The sequence below is a fragment of the Thalassospira sp. NFXS8 genome (genome assembly GCF_040148805.1).
Lineage (GTDB): Bacteria > Pseudomonadota > Alphaproteobacteria > Rhodospirillales > Thalassospiraceae > Thalassospira.
In genome coordinates this window covers 1-20,206 of record NZ_JAGEMF010000002.1, presented here as the reverse complement: position 1 = coordinate 20,206, position 20,206 = coordinate 1, and the positions used below count along the sequence as shown (strand labels likewise).

Genomic DNA, 20,206 nt, shown 5'->3' with positions numbered 1-20,206 from the left:
TTCGGCATCTGTCTGCCCTGGCCCGGCTACCCGGCACCAAAGACGCACTTTCCTTATAATTACATGTTATTTTGTTACCGGTAGTCAAGCCCCAACCATTGCCGTTACGCAACTGGCTGCCCTGTTAACGTTCATTCAGCCCTCGTCATAGTCCATTTTGTCACGGTCTATTGTGCCTTTTGGCTGGCTGTTGTGCCCTTTGCTGCGGTTTTTTCAGTATGTGACGAAATGGTGGGCAAGGTGGTCAGGGCGTAATATTCCACCTCGCGGTCCTTACCGCGTAACGCTTCGCGGTGTATTTTTGTTCCTTCGGGGATGTGCAATTTTCCACGCGTGATGATATCGCGCGAGATAATCAGCGGCACACCATGTTCCTTGCATTTGGATTCGAGCCGGGCAGTCGTATTAATGCTATCGCCAATCGCACTGATTTGTTCACGCTGGGGGGGGCCCATTTCGCCAACAATGGCATCCCCGATATGAATGCCCAGGCCGATGCGCAAATCGAATGGCAGTTCCGATTTTAGATGGTCGTTTAGTTTGTCGATTCGGGCCAGCATTTCGGCAGCACCACGCATGGCATTTTCGATTGCCCGACGGATATTACGGTCTTCCAGGCCGTAAAGCGCCATCAGGCCATCGCCGGTAAACTGGGCATAATGCCCCCCGGTTGCCCTTAATGCTTCGGTCATTTCGGCAAAAAACTGGTTGAGGATAAACAAAACATCGTAGGGCATTTTGGTTTCGCCCAGTTTTGTTGAATCGCGCAAATCGGTGAAAATAACCACAACTTGCCGTTCGCTGCCCGTTAGGCCACCGGGGCGACGGCCATCGCTGGCGGTGGCGTTGGCGGGCAAAAGCGGGGTAATGGCGAGATTGGCCGTGGGGCGAATTTGGCAGGCAAGGCGCCAGTCTTCCGGGGCATTTATGCTGCGCAGGGCCGCACTTTCGACGGGATTTGGGCCGGGTAAATCGGTCAGGCCACTCCGGCAATGCAGGCGGCATGTGGTGCAGCGCCCACGCCCGCCGCATACCGATGCAATGGGGACTTTCGCCTCGCGCAGGGCCTCAAGTGCAGTGGCACCGGGCGCAACCCGGACTGTTTTACCATTGGGGAGCTGCAAGGTGTGGGCACGGCGCACGCGGTCCAGAATCAGACGTAAGGGGCGCAGGGCGAACGGGCTTATTGCCAGCAGCAGGGTAATGATCAGAAAATATTCTGACATGCGGCTATAGAAGGCAAAGGATTGTGCCGTTCGCCCCGCTTCATTGATGATATGTGCAAGATAGGGGGTTCCGCCGGTGGCGGCACGTTGTAGCACGGTGCTGGCAGCCGCTGTATACCCGGCAAGCGCCAGTGTTGGCACGGCAACGGCCAACCCGCCCAGGACAGCACGGTAACGCGGATAAAACGGTTTTACTGCCAGCCAGTAATGAATACCGATGCAGCCGTGGGTCCAGACCACAATCAGGCCGATGGCCTGCAATATGCCGATACGGGGGCTGAAAACGGCCAGATCGACTAACACTCGTTCATAAAAGGGATCAACTTGCCAGGCGATTTCGGCAACCCGCGTGCCAAGTATATGTTGAAATAGCAAAACCGGGATAAGCAGCCCCAAAACGATTTGCAGCCATTCCTTGGGTTTTAACCGCAGGGACCGACGGCGTACCAGCCGCCCGGTTGCCAGCAAAAAATGGAGGATGATGGCAAGCATCAGCAATTGTTCAAAGGGCGGGTATTTCCACGGTGTAGTCAGAAAAAAATCGGCGCGTTCCATTGCTTCGGGCGAGATAAGACCAAAGGCATGGTTGCAGAAATGCATAAATACATAAGTAAAAAGCAACAGCCCGGAATACAGGCGCAAGGAGGGAGCACGTGCCGCCAGTTTTGCAAGGAAAGGTTTGGCAGTAGGGGCTGTTGTCATGAGGCGGCCAATTGTTGAAATAAAGTTATACTCTATCGGTGGTTTGGCTGGCCCCAAAGCTGTGAATTAATGAAACACGTAAAATTTACGGCGACCGGGTGTTTTAGCCGGTCGCCGTCAAATGACGATTTGCGATTTGTTGCGTTGCGTTTGAGCAAGACGCGGTGGTCAGGCTGCCTTGCGGTTTTGGTTGCCTTGCAGGAAGGCGAGTAACCAAGTGGCAAAGCTGCCACCATCAACCGGATTCTCCAGTGATTTTTCTGCAATAACAGCCAGATCTTCGGCAATGATATCGCCCCGGCGTGATTGCAGCAGGGCATTTTCATAATCGTGCGAAAATTCGGGATGGGGCTGAATTGATGCGGCGTTATCGCCGTAACTTAAACCGGCATAAGGACAAAAATCTGAACTGGCCCAGACCTTGGCATTTGCAGGCAATTGTACCACCTGGTCCTGATGAAAGGCATGCAATTTCATTGATGATGGCGCGTTATGAACCCATTGCGGGGCGTCATTTGCCAATGTGTATTCATGAACACCAATGCCCCAGCCCCGGTCCGACTTGACCACAGTGCCCCCCAGGGCGGCGGCCAGAATTTGATGCCCGAAACAAACACCAAAAACCGGTATGCCTGCGCCAACAATGTCGCGTAGCAGGGCCTGAAGACGCACCATCCAGGGAAGGTTTTCATATACCCCGTGTTTGGACCCGGTAATGATCCAGGCGTCGGCATCGTTGATGCTGGCGGGGAACTGATCGATCAGGACGGACCAGCTTTCAAATTGCAGGGACGGGTCCACTGCGCCCAACATTTTTTCAAACATTGCGGGATAGCTTTTGAACTCGCCCTGCATGTCTTCGGGGACGAAACCGGTTTCGAGGATGCCGATCTTCATGTTTTACCTTGTGAGGCTGCGGGAATGCTTTTTCACAGGTAGGCTAGACGGATTCCAAAGACAAGGTTTATGCGTGCATGTGACGGAATACCTGCCATGTTTGCGGCTGGCCCGAAAATTGATTGCCGGAATTAATGTGTGCTGCCATCGGGGCCGGATTTGATTATCGGACCCACAAGGTTTGAAAGATGCGTTGTAAAGCCATGCCGATCAGCATTGCCGCAACAAATAACAGCGATTTGGTTTGAAATTGCGACAGGGCCGAAATTGCCGGCCCAGGACATAACCCGGCCAGTCCCCAGCCAACCCCGAATAATAATGATCCGATCACCAGCGGGCGGTCTATTTTGCGTTTGACCGGTAAGGTGATGGTGCCACCCAAAAGGGCATTTTTCCGGGGCTTGGCCCAGACAAAAAACGGGATCGCCACGACCAGCCCCCCCAACATGACCAGTGCCAGGCTGGGGTCCCAGCTGTTACTGGCAATGGCTGCGATATCAAGAAATGCCAAAACTTTTTGCGGGTTGATCATGCCTGAAACCGCAAGCCCGGCACCAAACAATGTGCCGCAAAATAATGCACCTGTAATACGCATTTTAAAACCCCGCCCCATGACGCAACAAATAGGTCGTTACGATGCCACTACCCATAAAAGCCAGCGTCGCAACCAGGGACCGGGGCGAAAACCGTGCCAGCCCGCAAATGCCATGACCACTGGTGCAACCACTGCCCAGGCTGCTGCCAAACCCAACCAGAAGTCCTGCCATGACGAGAATGGGCAGGCTGGCATCAACAATGATTTGCGCGCGGTTGCCGGTTATCAGTGCCACCAGCAATGGCCCCAGGACCAGACCGGCCACAAAGGCTGATCGTTCCAGCCGCTGTTGCGATGTGCCTGTCGCAATATTGCTAATAATGCCACTTATGCCTGCAATCCTGCCATTCAGAATCAGAAACAGCCCCGCAGCAAGGCCGATCATGGCGCCACCGCCAAGCGCGCTAAACGGAGTGAAATTTTCCATAATGATGTCCTGCTTTTAATTAATTAATTTGTATATTGTAATGTATTAATTTAAATCAAGGGGAAATCGGATTTGTCCGTATGTTTTGTTCGTCTGACCTGTTGGAAGTAGCAATCGGGCATGTAAGGCCGCTGTTTTGCACAACGCAGATGGCCTATCGGTTTTGGAATTTGAATTTTAAATATTAAGTGTTTGTTTTTTAATGATTTAATCTGTCTTGCCAAAAGCGCGAAACAGGCAGATATAGCGTTTGGTTTTCCCGGCATCCTGTCGGGTGCATTTCCAGGATTTTTCACCCATGAGCAATGATCGGCTTTCAGCAAGTCGGCGCCTTGATGTTGCGCTGGCAATGGCGGAACGGGGCGATATTGATGCCGCCATCGAAGTGGCAACGGCGGCGCTGGAGGCAGACGCGGACTGGGACGAAGCCTATTTTGCCTTGGCCGAGATGCTTGAAAAGGCAGGTCGCAAAGACCCGGCAATTGATGCTTATCGCGAGTATCTGAAACGCGACGCCACCGACCGCATGGGGGCCGAAGTGCGCCTGATGTTGCTGGGGGCTGCGGCAATGCGTGACCGCTTGCCGCCCGAATATGTGCGAGCCCTGTTTGATGATTATGCCCCGCGGTTTGAACATTCCCTGCGCGACAAGCTGACTTATCGCGCCCCGGAACTGATGTTTGAAGCGGTTCGAACCTTGCTTGCCGATATGGCCCATCCGCTTGAAGTGCTGGATCTGGGATGTGGTACCGGGCTGGTTGCCGATGTTTTTGCCGGTAAAATTGATGTTCTTGACGGGGTAGACCTGTCGCCACGCATGTTGAATCGTGCGCGGGCCAAAGGCAGCTATCGTGATCTGGTCGTGGCCGACATTACCGCCATGCCCGATATGGCAACATCGCGCTATGGTATGGTGATTGCCGCCGATGTTTTGAATTATCTGGGCGACCTGGAACCGGTTCTGGCCATGATCCATTCCCGTTTGTTGCCAGGTGGTATTTTGGTGATGTCACTGGAAGAAGGGGACGTTTACCCGTTTGATCTGGGGCCGGGACAACGGTTTCGTCACCATCCTGATGTGATTGCCGACTGGTTTAAGCGGGCCGGACTTGAAATTATATCGGATCAGCAAGGTGCGTTGCGCCAGGAAAAAGGTGTAGCCGTGATTGGACGTATTGTGGTGGCACGGGCTGCTTCTGCCATTTTGGGTGTAACAACGGTGCCCGAATTGGCGGTTGCCGCTATTGACGGTGAATGCGGGGCACCGGTAATTTTGCATTAAGGTGCAATGTTACCGGTTCGTGGTTCTGTATGTGGTTCGACATGTTGATCAAAACAGACCAGCACCTGTGCCTTTCCACCATAGGCAGCACTGAATTCCCTATTGAAAAAGGCGTTTCCAGCCTGCCAGCACCCCTTTGACGTGTGACGTTTTGCATGCGAAAGCTTGCAGATGCCGGTGCGGCCTTTTTGATTGTACCCTAAGGGCCGTCAAGCAGCAGTTATTCGGCGGCACTGGCATGGTTTTGCTGCCGGCTTGGTCGCGCTGCCGCGCGTTTGGTTATTTTGCTGGCAAATGTAATGGCAATAATGGTGACCAGATAGGCAATGATTTGCGTTAGCGTCGGGCGGTCCATGTAACCAACCAGAGTATGCAGGGCTTTGCCCACAAGGCTTTCCTGGCTAAGCAACCATGAGCTATCCCAAAGAACCGGTCCGAGATTAAGGATATCTGCGGCCGATAGGAAATTCATTGCCTGTGCGGCCATCCCGGCCGCCAGAAGCGTGATCATGATGCTGGTGACGGAAAACAGATAACGGGTTGGAATACGCAGAAGGCCAAGATACATGCCTGCGCCAACAACAACCCCGGCCGCAAGGCCGATGCCACCGCCTGCCAGCGTATTGGACAAACCGCCTTCCGCTGTGGCCAGTCCGTACAGGAACAGAACAATTTCCGAGCCTTCACGCAACACTGCCACCCCGACAACAATAGCCAGTGCGGATAATGATTTTTTGCCATTGCGAACGGCATTACCGGCATCTCGCATTTCCATTGCCATTTCGCGGCCATGGACCGACATCCACGCGTTGTGCCAGCCCAGCATTAAAACCGCGACCAGCAGAATAGAGGCATTGAAAATTTCCTGACCATACCCGGCCAGCGCGCCGGCGATGGCACCTGCGAAATAGGCAACAAGGGCTGCCCCTGCGACACCACCGGCAATACCGGCGGCGATCCAGCGCCGCGCACCGCGCACACCATTTACTGCCGCCAGAACAATTCCGACAATCAGGGCAGCTTCCAGGACTTCGCGAAAGACAATGATCAGAGCAGCGGACATGGGATCAATCCCGTTTGTGGCAGAAAGAAATGAAAGGGCTGTCAGGAACAGGCATTTGATTGCCGGGGGCCGACGGACCGAAGACAGATATGCGGGGTGGCAAAAGACAGGGCGACGGTCAGCACAAGGCGGGCAGAATGGCTAATGCGTGGTCGAAATGCAGGGAAGTTACCGAAATGTAGCGATCAGATGTTGCGGATAACAGGGGCGAGCGAGGGTCAAATAGTGTGGTGACGGTTGTTATTGGACATGAACCTTGCCCTGGGCAGTGCTGGCGTGAAATTCCCCCATAAAGCTGTAATCACCGGGGCTAAGGCCATCAAGTTTGATTTTGGCAGTCATGCCCGGGGCGATGATTTTTTCACGGCGCAGATCGTGGCTGTCAAATTCCTCGACAGCGGTGTCGGCATTTTTGACCTGCAATATCACTGGTGTATTGGCCGGAATGGTAATTTCAGCCGGGCTGAATTTATGATCCTTGATCACCATGTCGATGGTTTGGGTATCGGCATGGGCGGCTGCCGATAGAACGGTGCCAGCTAAAATTACAGACAATGCAGCAAAGATTTTGGTCATAACGGAACCTGATGAAGCGGGCAGGGATTAGGATTCAGAACGGGCTGAACAGCCAAAGATGAAGGACGCAATTGCAACTGACTTGCGATTGCGTCCTTCATACGCCCGGAAGCAGGTCACGGTCAAGCCTGGAACAGGAAATGTAGGGTTTGTGCGATTGGCCCGGCAAATGCCAAGGGTGGCGCCAGCATGGTGCCTGACGTGAGGGCACTCATTTACTCGCACAGATATGGAAACAGGTTCACGCCCGTTCCAGACTGATCTCGATTATTCAGGTAATTCTGATAAGCGTTGCGCATGGGAGAAATATCGCCTGAATTATGGTGCAGCATTGCAAGCAGCATTACCGGCAATATGCGGAGGGTGCATTGGTGTGATCGTTTTACGTGCAGTAATGATTTTTTGTATATGACAAGAACTGCAATCCAGAGGTGATTTTATAGTAAATGGCAAATTTATTTTCCGGTTCATACCTTCTTTGATGACGCCGGTTACAACTTTAATGATGCGATTGTATCTATATTACCATTTTATTTTTTATCAAACGCCGATTCGACAATGTCGGGTTTAGCTAACCTATTTTAACGTGAAGTTTTGTTGGTGAAATACCAAGCCTGACGTGTGTTTTCCCTTAAGTCAGAAAATGTCAGATTTCAACTGCACGGATTTTTATTGCAACCGGAAAAGATTGATTATCCTTGAGCATAAAAAAATGAGTATACATAAGTAACTGTAAATAAGAGATTATTCGAAATTTTTTATATTCGGTTATCTTGAAAGATATTTCGTAAGTATAGTTTAATGTTGTATTAACCTTTTTCTATTGACTGATATCCATTTTTAAGTAGTCAAATTTTACCTTGCTAGTGGATAGTATTTTTCGAATATAGCCCTCGGATAGTAAACTTAAAATCACCGTCAATATATCTTTACGTATATATTGCGGGATGTTCGGGGTAGGGAATTATGACGAAACTGTATTTTTCGGCATTAGAGCCGCGCGTTCTGTTGGATGCGGCAGCCGTTGCAACAGTTGCATCAGAAGTCAGCCATCACGACCAGACAGAAACAAAGCATCAGAACGATGCTCAAAAGACTTCTGACAAACCGTCTGATTCCACCTCGCAATTTGATGCTGTGCTGGCAAGCATTAACCCCGAAACGGCAAGTGGCCGTGTTTTGGTCGTTATTGATAGCCGGGTTGAAGGGGCGCAGGAATTTGCCCAAAGCCTGGAAGGCAAAGCCGATGTGCTGATCGTTGATAGTGATCAGTCGGGCGCCAAGGCCATTGCGGATGCCTTGGCATCGGGGACTGATGTGTCAGGTTTGCACATCATATCGCACGGGGGGGATGGTAGCTTTGAACTGGGAAAAGACAGTGTAGATAGCGCCTCTCTTGACGGAGAAACCGGGGCTGAAATTTCATCATGGAGCAAACATTTATCGGCGGGAGCCGATATTTTGCTTTATGGCTGTAATATTGCCAAGGACGGCAGCGGAAAACAGTTTGTCGATGATCTGGCCAGTCTGACCGGGGCTGATGTTGCGGCATCCGATGACGTGACAGGCAATAGTGATCTGGGCGGGGACTGGGACCTTGAATATGCTACCGGCCAGATTTCGGCAACCTTGCCGGTCGACTCATCCGCCCTGCATTCGATATCGCAATTGCTTGACGCCCCTGTCGATCCGGTATTGGGCCATCAGCCTACGATTACGGTTTCTGATGCGGATGCGTCGGTTGAAGCAACCGAAGATACACCTGTGACCATTGGCGGTGTTTCGGTTGGTGACATTGACCACGACAGCAGCAATGTGGGCGATACCCTGACCGTGACAATTACCGTCACAGACGGGTCATCTGACCCGACGGGCGCAATTACATTAAATGATACTTCGGGTCTTGATGTCGTAACGGGCGATAATGGCAACACCATTACGCTGACCGGCAAGCAGGACGCAGTGAATGCGGCCTTGCACAATATGACGCTGACACCGTCAGATAATTTCAATGGCACCGCGACGATCCATTTATCCGTGGATGACGGCACATCAACCGGCACAGTGACCAAAGACATTTCGGTGGCATTTTCACCGGTTAATGATGCCCCCGATCTGACGCCATCGCCGGTGTCGGTGGATGAAGGCGGCTCTGTTGTTATCGGGTCAGATATATTTAACCTGATTGATCCGGAACTGGGGGTAAACCAGACTTCCAGTCAGGAAGTTTTCCAGGTCACCGCCTTGCCGACCGAAGGTGTTTTGAAGCTGAACGGCAATAACCTGCTGGTTGGCAGTACTTTTTCCCTTAAAGATGTGCTTGATGGCAAATTGACCTACAAGCATGACGGCACCGATATTGTTGTCGGCAATAACGACCTGGATGGATTTAAGGTAACCGTTAATGACGGTGGCGGTAGTGGCAATGTTGGCCCGTTTGACATCACCATCAATATTGCACCGGTTAACCAGGCCCCAACGGTGGAGGGTAGCCCGACCGTTCATGAAGGTGAAGGAAGTGAAGCCGTTTATAATGCGCCGGGAACTGTAACCCAGGCGGCAGAAATCGGCTCGCTTTTGACCATTTCGGGGGGGGATGCGGATGGTTCTGATGATCTTGCGAATATGGAGATCACGATTTCCGATGTCGATAATCAGGGGCATGGCATTCTGTTTATCGATACCAACGGGGATGGCATTTACAATGCGACGGATGACCAGACCATAACCGGTTCTGTCACCATTTCCGGGGCGGACCTGGCGAAACTTAAATTTGCCCATAACGGTACGGAACCGGACGGTAACAGCCCGACTTTCAAGATCACGGTCACGGATGGTGGCGGTGGTGCCGGTGATGCTGCCAAGCTAACGGTAAGCAAGACCATTACCATTGGTGTTATTGCCAATGATGATAACCCGGAAATTGCCAATAACAGCCCGCAAACCGTTGATGCGGGTGTGGTAACCACCCTGTCATCTGCCAATCTTAATGTTACCGATGTTGATGATACCAGCGGTGGCAAGCAGCTGGTTTACAAGGTTGTTTCCCTGCCTGTGTATGGTGAATTGCGCCTGAATGGCGTGATTTTGGGTGTTGGTGACCGTTTCAGCCAGGATGACCTTGATAATGGCCGGGTAACCTATTTCCAGACCGCCAAGGTTGAAGCAGCCGACCGTGTATCGGGCGAAAATTACGTTGCCGACAGCTTTAATTTTGAAGTCCGCGATTCTCAATTGCGGTCCTATAACGATGTCGGGGCCGAAGGTGGTGTTGTTGATACATCCACGGGCCTAATCAAAACCAACAGTTTTGCATTGCATATTACCGGCGACTGGACGGGCGATGGCGGGGAAACGCCTGATGGAGCCGTTTCCATCAAGGGCACACCGGTCAATAGCGGCCTGCAAGTAACCGAAGAAGACGGTGTGAGTGGCGGGGTTGATACCGGCACCATTACATCATCAATGCTTAACTATATTCTTCAGGCGACCAGCGGCGGATCGACCTATGATATCGCCGCGACCGATACGATTTACCGTCTGACTTCCCTTCCGACGAATGGCAAGCTGTATCTGAACGGTGTTGAACTGCATGTGTTCGATTCCTTCACCCAGGCTGATATCAATGCCGACAACGTTACCTTTGTGCAGGATGGCAGCGAAGACCATCAAAGCAACTTTGGTTTCTCGCTTTCGGTTGGTGTGAACGAAGTGGTCAAAACCACCTTTGCCCTGACAGCGATTGCAACCAACGATGCGCCCACGGTATCGGGTGGGACGGTTACCGTTGCTGAAGGTGCCAATGTTGGTCTGACGACAGGCGACCTTGGCATGTCGGATGCCGATACATCCAATGAACCGGGCGAACCGGCCGATGCCTCGGACGAGGCGCAGGCCGATGATCTTTATATTCAGATTACAACCTTGCCACAAAATGGCACCTTGCAATATCTGAGCAATGGTAACTGGATCGATGTTCAGACCGGCGACTGGATTTCGGCCAAACTTCTGACCGGAGATTCGGCCACAAGTGGTATTCGCTATGTGCAAACGGTAGATGCGGTCGCATCCGACAGTTTTGAATACCGTGTTCGCGATGATTTCAAAGATGACAGCACAATCGATAGCGACAATGTCCGGTCCGGCGTTGCCGACCCTGATTCCAGCCATGTTTCAGGCAATGGTACGGTTAGTCTGACGATTACATCGGTTGATAACCATGCCCCGTCGATTTCCGGGAACCCGAAAGCCTATGAAGGTCAGGGAAGCGAAAATCTTTATAACGATAATTCCACCAAAACCCAGGCTGCTGATATTGGTAGCCAGATTACAATTGGCGACTTTGACAGCTTTGACGATGCGGCACATTTAAGCGTCGATATCAGCAATGTGAATACGCACGGTGTGGGCACGCTGTTTCTTGATGTTGATGGCGACGGGTATTTCGGCTCTGGCGATACCGAAATTACCGATAATGTCAGCAATCTGACCATTGATCAGATCAAAACCCTGAAATTTGCCCATGACGGATCGGAACCGTCAGATGCGACGGATCCGTCCTTTACCCTGACCGTGACCGATAGCGGCGGTGGGTTTGGCAATGACAAAATCCTGTCGACCAGCAAAAACATCGTTATCGATATTTTGGCCAATGATGATTATTCATCGCTTGATACCAATACGACTGCCCAGATTGATGCCGGTCAGTCCTTTGTGATTGATACATCGTATCTGAGTGTTTCTGATGTTGATGACACCAGCAATGGCGCCCAGTTGGTTTATGAAGTCACCGATCTGCCTGATCATGGTGAATTGCGTTTAAACGGTGTGCGTCTTGAAGTTGGTGACCGGTTTAGCCAGGCGGATGTTGCGGCAGGTAAACTGGCATACGTTCAGAATGGCGCAGTTGACGATCCGGATGCCAAGCAGGCTGGAACAGCCTTTACCGCTGATAGCTTTAATTTCAAGGTTTATGATTCCCAGCAGCGTGTTTTTAACAATGCCGGTGCTGATGGTGGTGTGGTTGACCCTGATAACAACCACGAGATTGCGGTTAATACCTTTAATATCGAGATTCAGGGCGATTTTGCCGGGGATGGCGGGGACGCAACCTCGACGGACCCGGTCACAATTGTTGATGCTACCAATAACGGCCTTGATGTAGATGAAGGCGACGGTGTTTCAGGGGGCAGCGATACCCATGCCATTACGTCGGGTGAACTGAATTACGAATTGAAATACACCCAGGATGGCAACGAATATACGGTTCCGGCCAACGCCACGGTTTACCGTATCAGTGCCCTTCCGACCAACGGCACCCTGTATGTCGATGGCAAAGCCATTGACGGCCTTTATGATTCGTTCACCCAGGATGACATTGATAATGGCCGGGTGGTGTTTGTTCATGATGGCGGCGAAACCCATCAGGGCAATTTCCAGTTTACCATTTCCGTTGGCACAGCCCAGGCCGTTGCCGGGACCTTTGCCTTGCGCGCAACCGCGACCAACGATGCGCCAACGGCAACTGGCGGTACATTGGCCGATGTTACCAAAGGCACTACTGTTGGCATTACCACTGGCACGCTGGGTATGGCGGATGCTGATGTTTCCAACGAAACCGGCGAGCCGGGAAACAACCCTGAAGCGGTCAAAGATGACTTGTTCTTTAAGGTGACTGACCTGCCTGACGGGGGAAAACTGCAATATAACGACGGCAGTGGCTGGGTTGATATTGATGGGACACATTGGATTTCGGCCGATCTTTTGACCGGGGACAGTGCAACTACCAGTCTGCGTTACATCAATGATGATGGCAGTTCGCTAACAGCGGATAATTTTAAATTCATCGTCCGTGATGACCTTGTTCATGATGAAGGCAATGGTCAGCCGGCTATCCAGACGGCGGCGGATCCCGCTGGCGACCACGTTTCGGCCGAAAAACAGGTAAGCTGGAACATTGTGGCAGCCGTAAACCACGCGCCAACGATTGATGGCACGCCGAGCGTTTACGAAGGCCAGGGCACCGAGGATGTTTATAACGCGCCGGGTACCACAACGTCGGCTGCCGATATTGGCGGGCAAATCACCATTGGTGATGTTGATGCAACGGACAGTAGCAACCTGACTGTCGTGATTTCCAATATCGATACCCACGGATTGGGCACCCTGTTTCTCGATGCAAATAATGATGGTCAGATCGATAGCGGTGAAGAAATCACGGCGTCGTCCATGACATTGACCATGGACGAATTCAAGACCCTGAAATTTGCCCATAACGGTACTGAACCGGACGGAACGAAACCCGAATTCAAACTGACCGTGACAGATAATGGTGGCGAACCGGGTGCCGGCCATGAATTGAAGACAGAAAAAACCATTCAAATTAATGTCGTCGCCAATGATGACCATTCGGTTCTTGATACGAACAAAACGGCTACGGTTCAGGCCGGTGTTTCTACCGTTATTACACGCACATTTTTGCATGTTTCCGATGTGGATGACAGCAGCGGTGGCACGGAACTGGTGTTCCGTGTCGTATCCCTGCCGACCTATGGTGAATTGCGCCTGAACGGCAACCTTTTAACGGTTAACAGCACCTTTACGCAGGCTGATATTGACGCCGGGCGGGTAACATATGTTCAGACCAAAGCTGTTACCGATTCTGACAGCTCAACCGCGGGCACGGCCTTTACCGGTGACAGTTTTAATTTCCAGGTAACGGACTCGCACAGCCGCGTCTTTAACAATGCCGGTCAGGCGGGGGGTGTTGTTGATCCGGCTGACGGCACAATCGCGACCAATACCTTCAATCTGCAAATTCAGGGCAGTTACGACCCGGATGCCACGCCCAGTAGTGACCCGGTGGTGATTGACCAAAGTTCGGTCAATACCGGCATTGAAGTCACCGAAGGCGATGGCGAGCGCGGTGGGACCGATAATGATACGGTCACGATCACCAGTCAGAACCTGTCCTACACCCTTAAAGCGACGCAAGGAAGTTCGGCATATACCATTCCGGCAGAAGGCACGGTTTATCGACTGACATCCCTGCCGGAAAACGGAACGCTTTATCTGAATGGCAAGGTGCTGGGGGTTTATGACTCGTTCACCCAGGCTGACATTAACAATGGTCTGTTACAGTTCACCCATGACGGCGGCGAAACCCATCATGGCAGCTTTAACTTCTCGATCTCTATCGGGACCGGCAAGCTGGCCGATGACCGCGCCCAGGGCACATTCACCATTACCGCCATTCCGGTGAACGACGCGCCAACAGCAGGTGGTGGTAGCGTTCCGACCATCGGTGAAGGGGCGACGGTTAATATTACCACCGGCACCATGAAACTGGGTGATGTTGATAACCAGGCCGAAGCCGATGAACCCTATGGTGAAGCTAAACTTGATGATCTGTATTTTCAGGTTGTGGACCTGCCCGATAGTGGAACGCTGCAATATTACGATGGCGCAAACTGGGTTGATGTCGGGGTCGGTGACTGGCTTTCTGGCAGCCTGTTAACGGGTGACAAAACCACCACCCAATTACGCTATATCCATGATGGCACGGAACACTTTACCGATAGTTTCCAGTTCCGCGTGCGCGATGACCTTGATAGCGCAAATGGCATAAAACAAACGGCAGCAGATCCGGCCGCGATTAACACATCAAACACCGCGGCGGTCAATTTCACCATTGCCCCGTTAAATGATGCGCCGATTTCAGATCAAAATCCGGGTGCGGATACTGCAACAACTGAAAATGGCCGGACTACGGTTAACGATGTTCTTGAGGTTGCCGAGGGTGGCTCTGGAACAATTGATGCCAACCACCTGGTCTCGGTCGATGCGGATAACGCGCCGGAAACCCTGCAATATCGCATTACGTCGAATGTTACCTCGGGCATTTTATATTTGAACGGCAAACGTTTGGGGGTTGGTTCCGTCTTTACCCAGGCCGATATTGATGCAGGTAATCTGACTTACCTTCACAATGGCTCGGAAGTACGAAATGACAGCTTCCAGTACATTGTATCAGACAGTGTGAATGACCATACCTGGACCGAAGGTGGCACCAAGGCCGCATCGCAGTTCGATATCATCGTGCCGGCTTCAGGTTATGCCAACGACATCCCCAAAATTACCCGTGCAGGCACGGATTACGATGTTTATGGCACCAACACCTTTGATATGGACGGCAAATTTACCCTTAGCGATCCTGACCTTGTTCTCGTCGATAGCCCCGGTGAAACAGATTTCGTTTCCGTAACGGTTATCCTTAAGGACGCAGGCGGTAACGCGGTAGACCTTACGACGTCAGGTGATTTGTATCTTGCAGTCACAAGCGGCATCACCGTTACCTCGGATGTTGCCAGCACGGGCGCCATCACGTTTCAAGGGTCCCTTGCCGATGTGCAGGCTGCACTTGATGGTATGAATGTTATTTTGCCAGGTACAGACAACGACTCAACCTTTACGGTTGAAGTCAGCGTTGATGACCGTTTGCGCGATAGCAACGGCGACCTTACCGGCGGTGCCAATGGCTCGGAAAATGCGACCGAAAATCAGGATGGTTCAACGATTAATGGTGCCAATAACATCGTTAAAACGTCTGTTTTGCTGCGTTCATCAAGCACGAATACGCCGCCGACCATCACCGTTCCCAATCCTGGTGATGCACGGATAACCTATGAAGACACCACCAAAACTATTTCCGACATTACAATTGGCGATGCCGATGCCTTTGGCAAAGATGTTCAGGTAACCTTGTCTGTCACAAAGGGAACATTGTCTTTTGCTTCAACCGGTTTCGTTACGCTTTCGGGCAACAACACCGATACGGTTACCCTGACCGGGACAGTCGAAAATATCAATTCCCTGATGAGCATACTGACCTATGCTGGCACAAAAGACTATGTTGGCCCCGATGTCCTGTCTATTTCGGTAAACGATCTTGGTAATTCCGGCGGTGATGCACAACAGACCGATACAACGGTTGATATCACCGTTAAATCTGTCAATGACGCGCCTTCCGTTACCAACACCACGCCGGACACGCCAACAAATGTCGTGAATAACGAAACCTATGAGTTCGGTGATTCAGGCAACAGCTTCCTTATTCACGATACCGATCTGCTAAACGGTGCGGGGGAAGATGCCTTTGTCGTAACGGTACGTATTCTTGACCCGAACGGAAATCCGTTGTCGGCAAGTGACTATAGTGACAACACGATCATCATCGACAGTTCCGCAACCAGCAGCGGTGTTAGCGTTGATACGAGCTATGACGGGACCGGTTCTGCCCTGCGTATTTCCGGTACACGGGACCAAATCAATACCTACCTTAGGGGTCTTCAGGTTAATTTTGGCGGCTTTGGGGAAAAGAACCAAACCTATAAACTTCAGGTTATCGTTGATGACCGGATGCCAGGGGCCAATGGCACGCTTGAAAATACCGATATGGCCAATGGCGGACCCAACACGGACCATACGCCCTATGATAATGGCGACAATATTGAAGCCACCGAAATTGATCCTTATTCAACCGACATCTCGGATAGCAAGTTCCGTTACAACGTTGCTGCGAAAACGCGCGATGTCTTTCTGACGGCCTATAATACGCCTGCCGATGTCACCGGTAATAACTTCAACACCGATGAAGCCAATGGCGTGATTACCATTGATGGTTCAAACGCGAATTTGACCATCAATGATGTCGATGATCTTGGTCAGGACATGTCGGTAACACTGACGGTTTCAACCGGCAGTACGATCACGGGAATTGGCGGGCAGACGGTAGATGGTTCTGGCATATCCGGATTGAACAGCGATAGCATCACCCTGACCGGTTTTAACGAAGCCGAATTGAATGCCTTGTTGAAAAACATTACCGTTAAAGTCCCCGATGCGACAGGTGATAGCGCCAGCAATTCAAACTTCAATGGTGATATCACCCTTACGGTTGTTGTAAATGATCTGGGTAATTCAGGTTTGCGGCCCGATGCACTTACGGGTGATATCAACGATACCACAGCGAACCCGGGTGATTATGATTACGTCGATACCAGCGGCGGATCGACGGATGCGGCATTGAAAACAACCCGTACCATCACGATCACGGTTAACCCCACCAACGATGCCCCGGCCATTTCAACGGGAAATACAACGACTGACACGCATCACAGCGTCACAGAAAGTAATGTTGTTGGCACTGGCACGCCTGAAACTGCAATTGTTGAAAATGTCACCATTGGTGATATCGATCTGACAACGACAAGCGAACTTGACAGCACCGTTTTTGGTGCCGGGCAGATTGTTGTGCATCTTTCGGGTGCCCAAAGCGGTGAAGTGCTGTCGATTACCAATGATGCAATGGCGGGCATTGAAACAAGCGGCGTTGCTGGTGGTACAGGCGGTACAGATCTGACGATTAATCTGGCGCCGGATGCGACCCTGGCCCAGGTCAAGGCGATCGTCGAAGCCCTGCGTTATCAGTCGACCGGCGATATTGTGACGGGCGACCGCGACATCAGTATTACCCTTTATGATGCGCAAAATGCGGGTGCGGACGGGAATATTCAAAGCGGTGGTGATGCGGGGGCCGCGCGCCTTTCCAGTCAGATTGATGCGGTTGTAACCGTTACCGAACAAAACGATCCGCCTGCAATTTCCGGGTCGCCGTCGATCACGGCCAAAGAAGACATCGATTACACCTTTAAAGTCAGTGATTTTAATTACAGCCAGCCCGGCGGTGAAAGTGCCCTTGATACTGCCCTTGGAAAAATTACCATCAAAACCCTGCCCGATTCATCCCTGGGTAAACTTTATTATGATGCCGACGGTGACGGTACGTTCACCGAAGTAACCGGGGTTCAGGATGTTTCGGCAGATGATATTGCAGCAGGCAAACTGGTTTATCGCTCGGAACTGAATTTGAACGGTGCGGATGCTGCGACCAGCTTTATCTATTCCGTATGGGATAAGGGCCATGCCAGCAGCGGAAACACCCCGGCTGAATCTGCTACCGGGACCATGCAGGTTTCCGTGACCGAGCAAAACGATGCGCCGGTCCTTGGTGCAACCGATACGACGGCAAGTTCCACCGAAAGCTCGACAAGTGCGACGGGTACCGACCCGGTTCAGATTGTTTCCGGTGTTACCCTGTCTGATATCGATATTTCAACCACGGACGCATTTGGCGGAACGGGTGTTTTTGGTAAGGGCACCCTGACTGTTGATATTACCGGTGCCAATGCCAGCACCAAGGAATTCCTGACACTTGATGGCAGTTATAGTCTGCCAGCCGGCGTTAGTGTGCTTGATGCGGCAGGTAACCCGATCTCGGTAAGTGATACGGTTGGCGATCATAAGCTGGTTTTCAGCTTTGATGCCGATACGACGACGGCTGAAGTTCAAAGCCTGATGGAAGCCTTGCGTTACCATACGCAGTCCGACGTGCTAAGTGGCGATCGCACGGTTACCTTCACCATCAACGATGGCAACAACGAACAGACCAATGGAAAAACCGCCGGTGGCCCGACCAGCCTGCAAGATACACTCAGTGCCACGGTAACGATTACCGAAGTAAACGACCCGCCAATTGGTGGTGATCAGACGGTTACGACATTGGAAGATACACCTTATACGGTGAAGGTTTCGGACTTCAATTACAGCCAGCCCGGGGATGAAACCGATACCTTCAAGGCGGTGCGGATTGATACATTGCCTGTGAGTGGTACGCTTACACTGGACGGCGTTGCTGTTACCGCTGGTCAGGTAATTTCGGTCGCCGATGTCACCAAGGGTGATCTGGTTTATACCCCGGCAGAAAATGTGAACGGTGATGCAACCGCCAGCTTTACATTCTCGGTTCAGGATAGCCGGGATGGTTTTGACACAGCGCCTAATACGATCACGGTTGACGTGACCCCGCAAAACGATGCCCCGACCTTTAATGACAGTACGGGTGTGGTCACAACGGTTACCGAAAGCTCGGCGGTTAATACCGGGACGACACCAACAGCGATCATTACCGGGGCCAATATTGGCGATGTTGACCTTGATACAACCGATGCGCTGACCAGCGGCACATATGGCGAAGGTAAAATCACGGTTTCGGTTGGCAGTGCAACCAGTGCGGACCAACTGGCCTTGGCAGTGGGCGACCGCCCGAGCGGTGTGACGGTAACCGGTGGTACAAACGGTGCTGATCTGGTGATCACGCTGGATGCGGACACGACAGTTGCCGAAGTTAATTCGATCCTGAATGCAATCAAATATGCCAGTTCATCCGACACGCAGTCGGGCGAACGGGTGATTACAACCACGCTTAGCGATGGTCAGCAATCAACGGATGACGGTAATATTCAGTCCGGTGGAAATGCCGGTGGACCGGATGCAAAATCGGTGCAACTGGTTTCAAAAATCACCATTACCGAAGTAAACGACCCGCCTGCCTCGTCTGATAAAACGGTCACAACCCCTGAAGATACGGATTATGTGGTTAAGGCATCCGACTTTAACTATGTTCAGAATGGGGATGAAACCGATACCCTGGCCGGTGTTACCATTAATAGCATTTCTGGCACCGGTACGTTCAAACTTGATGGCGTTGCGGTCAGTACGCCGGTTTTTGTCACTATCGCCGATATCAATGCCAACAAGCTGGTTTATGATCCGGCAGATAATGAAAATGGTAACAGCCTGGCCGGGTTGAACTTTACCGTGCGTGACTCGCGTGGTTTGGATGCGACTTCAGCCAGCGATTTAACTGTAAATGTCACTCCACAAAACGATGCGCCGACCTTTAATGACAGTACGGGTGTCATCACAACGGTTACCGAAAGCTCGGCGGTTAATACCGGGACGACACCAACAGCGATCATTACCGGGGCCAATATTGGCGATGTTGACCTTGATACAACCGATGCGCTGACCAGCGGCACATATGGCGAAGGTAAAATCACGGTTTCGGTTGGCAGTGCAACCAGTGCGGACCAACTGACCTTGGCAGTGGGCGACCGCCCGAGCGGTGTGACGGTAACCGGTGGTACAAACGGTGCTGATCTGGTGATCACGCTGGATGCGGACACGACAGTTGCCGAAGTTAATTCGATCCTGAATGCAATCAAATATGCCAGTTCATCCGACACGCAGTCGGGCGAACGGGTGATTACAACCACGCTTAGCGATGGTCAGCAATCAACGGATGACGGTAATATTCAGTCCGGTGGAAATGCCGGTGGACCGGATGCAAAATCGGTACAACTGGTTTCAAAAATCACCATTACCGAAGTAAACGACCCGCCGGTTGGCGGTGATCAGACGGTGACGACGAAGGAAGACACGGGCTATGCGCTGAAGGAAGCGGACTTCCATTACAGTCAGCCAGGTGGGGAAACCGATAGCTTCAAGGCAGTGCGGATTGATACCCTTCCGGCCAGTG

8 protein-coding genes are annotated in these 20,206 nt (G+C 51.7%); 2 read left to right on the top strand and 6 right to left on the bottom strand.

Annotated elements, in window-relative coordinates; all coding sequences use genetic code 11:
- Window positions 1–167 precede the first annotated feature (167 nt).
- The 4 genes from J4E05_RS09360 to J4E05_RS09345 form a co-directional block, all read right to left on the bottom strand.
- The gene (locus tag J4E05_RS09360; protein ID WP_349594748.1) at window positions 168–1,928 is read right to left on the bottom strand and encodes an adenylate/guanylate cyclase domain-containing protein; all 1,761 of its coding nucleotides are present in this window, start codon (window positions 1,926–1,928) and stop codon (window positions 168–170) included.
- A 168-nt stretch (window positions 1,929–2,096) separates the two neighbouring features.
- Window positions 2,097–2,825 carry a glutamine amidotransferase-related protein gene (locus J4E05_RS09355; protein WP_349594746.1) on the bottom strand — a complete coding sequence of 243 codons (729 nt, stop codon included), beginning with the start codon at window positions 2,823–2,825 and terminating at the stop codon, window positions 2,097–2,099.
- A 163-nt stretch (window positions 2,826–2,988) separates the two neighbouring features.
- Window positions 2,989–3,420 (bottom strand): DUF6691 family protein, encoded by a 432-nt coding sequence (locus tag J4E05_RS09350; RefSeq protein ID WP_349594743.1) that lies wholly within the window; start codon window positions 3,418–3,420, stop codon window positions 2,989–2,991.
- 1 nt (window position 3,421) lies between these two features.
- The gene (locus tag J4E05_RS09345) at window positions 3,422–3,847 is read right to left on the bottom strand and encodes a YeeE/YedE family protein (protein ID WP_349594740.1); all 426 of its coding nucleotides are present in this window, start codon (window positions 3,845–3,847) and stop codon (window positions 3,422–3,424) included.
- Between the two features lie 298 nt (window positions 3,848–4,145).
- Between J4E05_RS09345 and J4E05_RS09340 the strand changes: the two genes are divergently transcribed.
- Window positions 4,146–5,129 (top strand): methyltransferase domain-containing protein, encoded by a 984-nt coding sequence (locus tag J4E05_RS09340; RefSeq protein ID WP_085587590.1) that lies wholly within the window; start codon window positions 4,146–4,148, stop codon window positions 5,127–5,129.
- Window positions 5,130–5,349: 220 nt separating this feature from the next.
- Here J4E05_RS09340 and J4E05_RS09335 read toward each other — a convergent pair whose 3' ends face one another.
- Both J4E05_RS09335 and J4E05_RS09330 read right to left on the bottom strand, forming a co-directional pair.
- Entirely contained in the window at window positions 5,350–6,192 is an 843-nt protein-coding gene (locus tag J4E05_RS09335) for an FTR1 family iron permease (protein ID WP_349594737.1), read from the bottom strand.
- Between the two features lie 240 nt (window positions 6,193–6,432).
- Window positions 6,433–6,768, bottom strand: coding sequence for a cupredoxin domain-containing protein (locus J4E05_RS09330; RefSeq protein ID WP_349594734.1), 336 nt, complete (start codon window positions 6,766–6,768; stop codon window positions 6,433–6,435).
- A 966-nt stretch (window positions 6,769–7,734) separates the two neighbouring features.
- Here J4E05_RS09330 and J4E05_RS09325 point away from each other — a divergent pair.
- On the top strand, window positions 7,735–20,206 hold a 12,472-nt coding region (locus J4E05_RS09325), incomplete at its 3' end, for a cadherin-like domain-containing protein (RefSeq protein WP_349594731.1).

What these genes read in the sequence shown, in the direction of transcription:
- J4E05_RS09360 (WP_349594748.1), bottom strand. Translation starts at nt 1,928, where the DNA reads ATGACAACAGCCCCTACTGCCAAACCTTTCCTTGCAAAACTGGCGGCA.
- J4E05_RS09355 (WP_349594746.1), bottom strand. Translation starts at nt 2,825, where the DNA reads ATGAAGATCGGCATCCTCGAAACCGGTTTCGTCCCCGAAGACATGCAG.
- J4E05_RS09350 (WP_349594743.1), bottom strand. Translation starts at nt 3,420, where the DNA reads ATGCGTATTACAGGTGCATTATTTTGCGGCACATTGTTTGGTGCCGGG.
- J4E05_RS09345 (WP_349594740.1), bottom strand. Translation starts at nt 3,847, where the DNA reads ATGGAAAATTTCACTCCGTTTAGCGCGCTTGGCGGTGGCGCCATGATC.
- J4E05_RS09340 (WP_085587590.1), top strand. Translation starts at nt 4,146, where the DNA reads ATGAGCAATGATCGGCTTTCAGCAAGTCGGCGCCTTGATGTTGCGCTG.
- J4E05_RS09335 (WP_349594737.1), bottom strand. Translation starts at nt 6,192, where the DNA reads ATGTCCGCTGCTCTGATCATTGTCTTTCGCGAAGTCCTGGAAGCTGCC.
- J4E05_RS09330 (WP_349594734.1), bottom strand. Translation starts at nt 6,768, where the DNA reads ATGACCAAAATCTTTGCTGCATTGTCTGTAATTTTAGCTGGCACCGTT.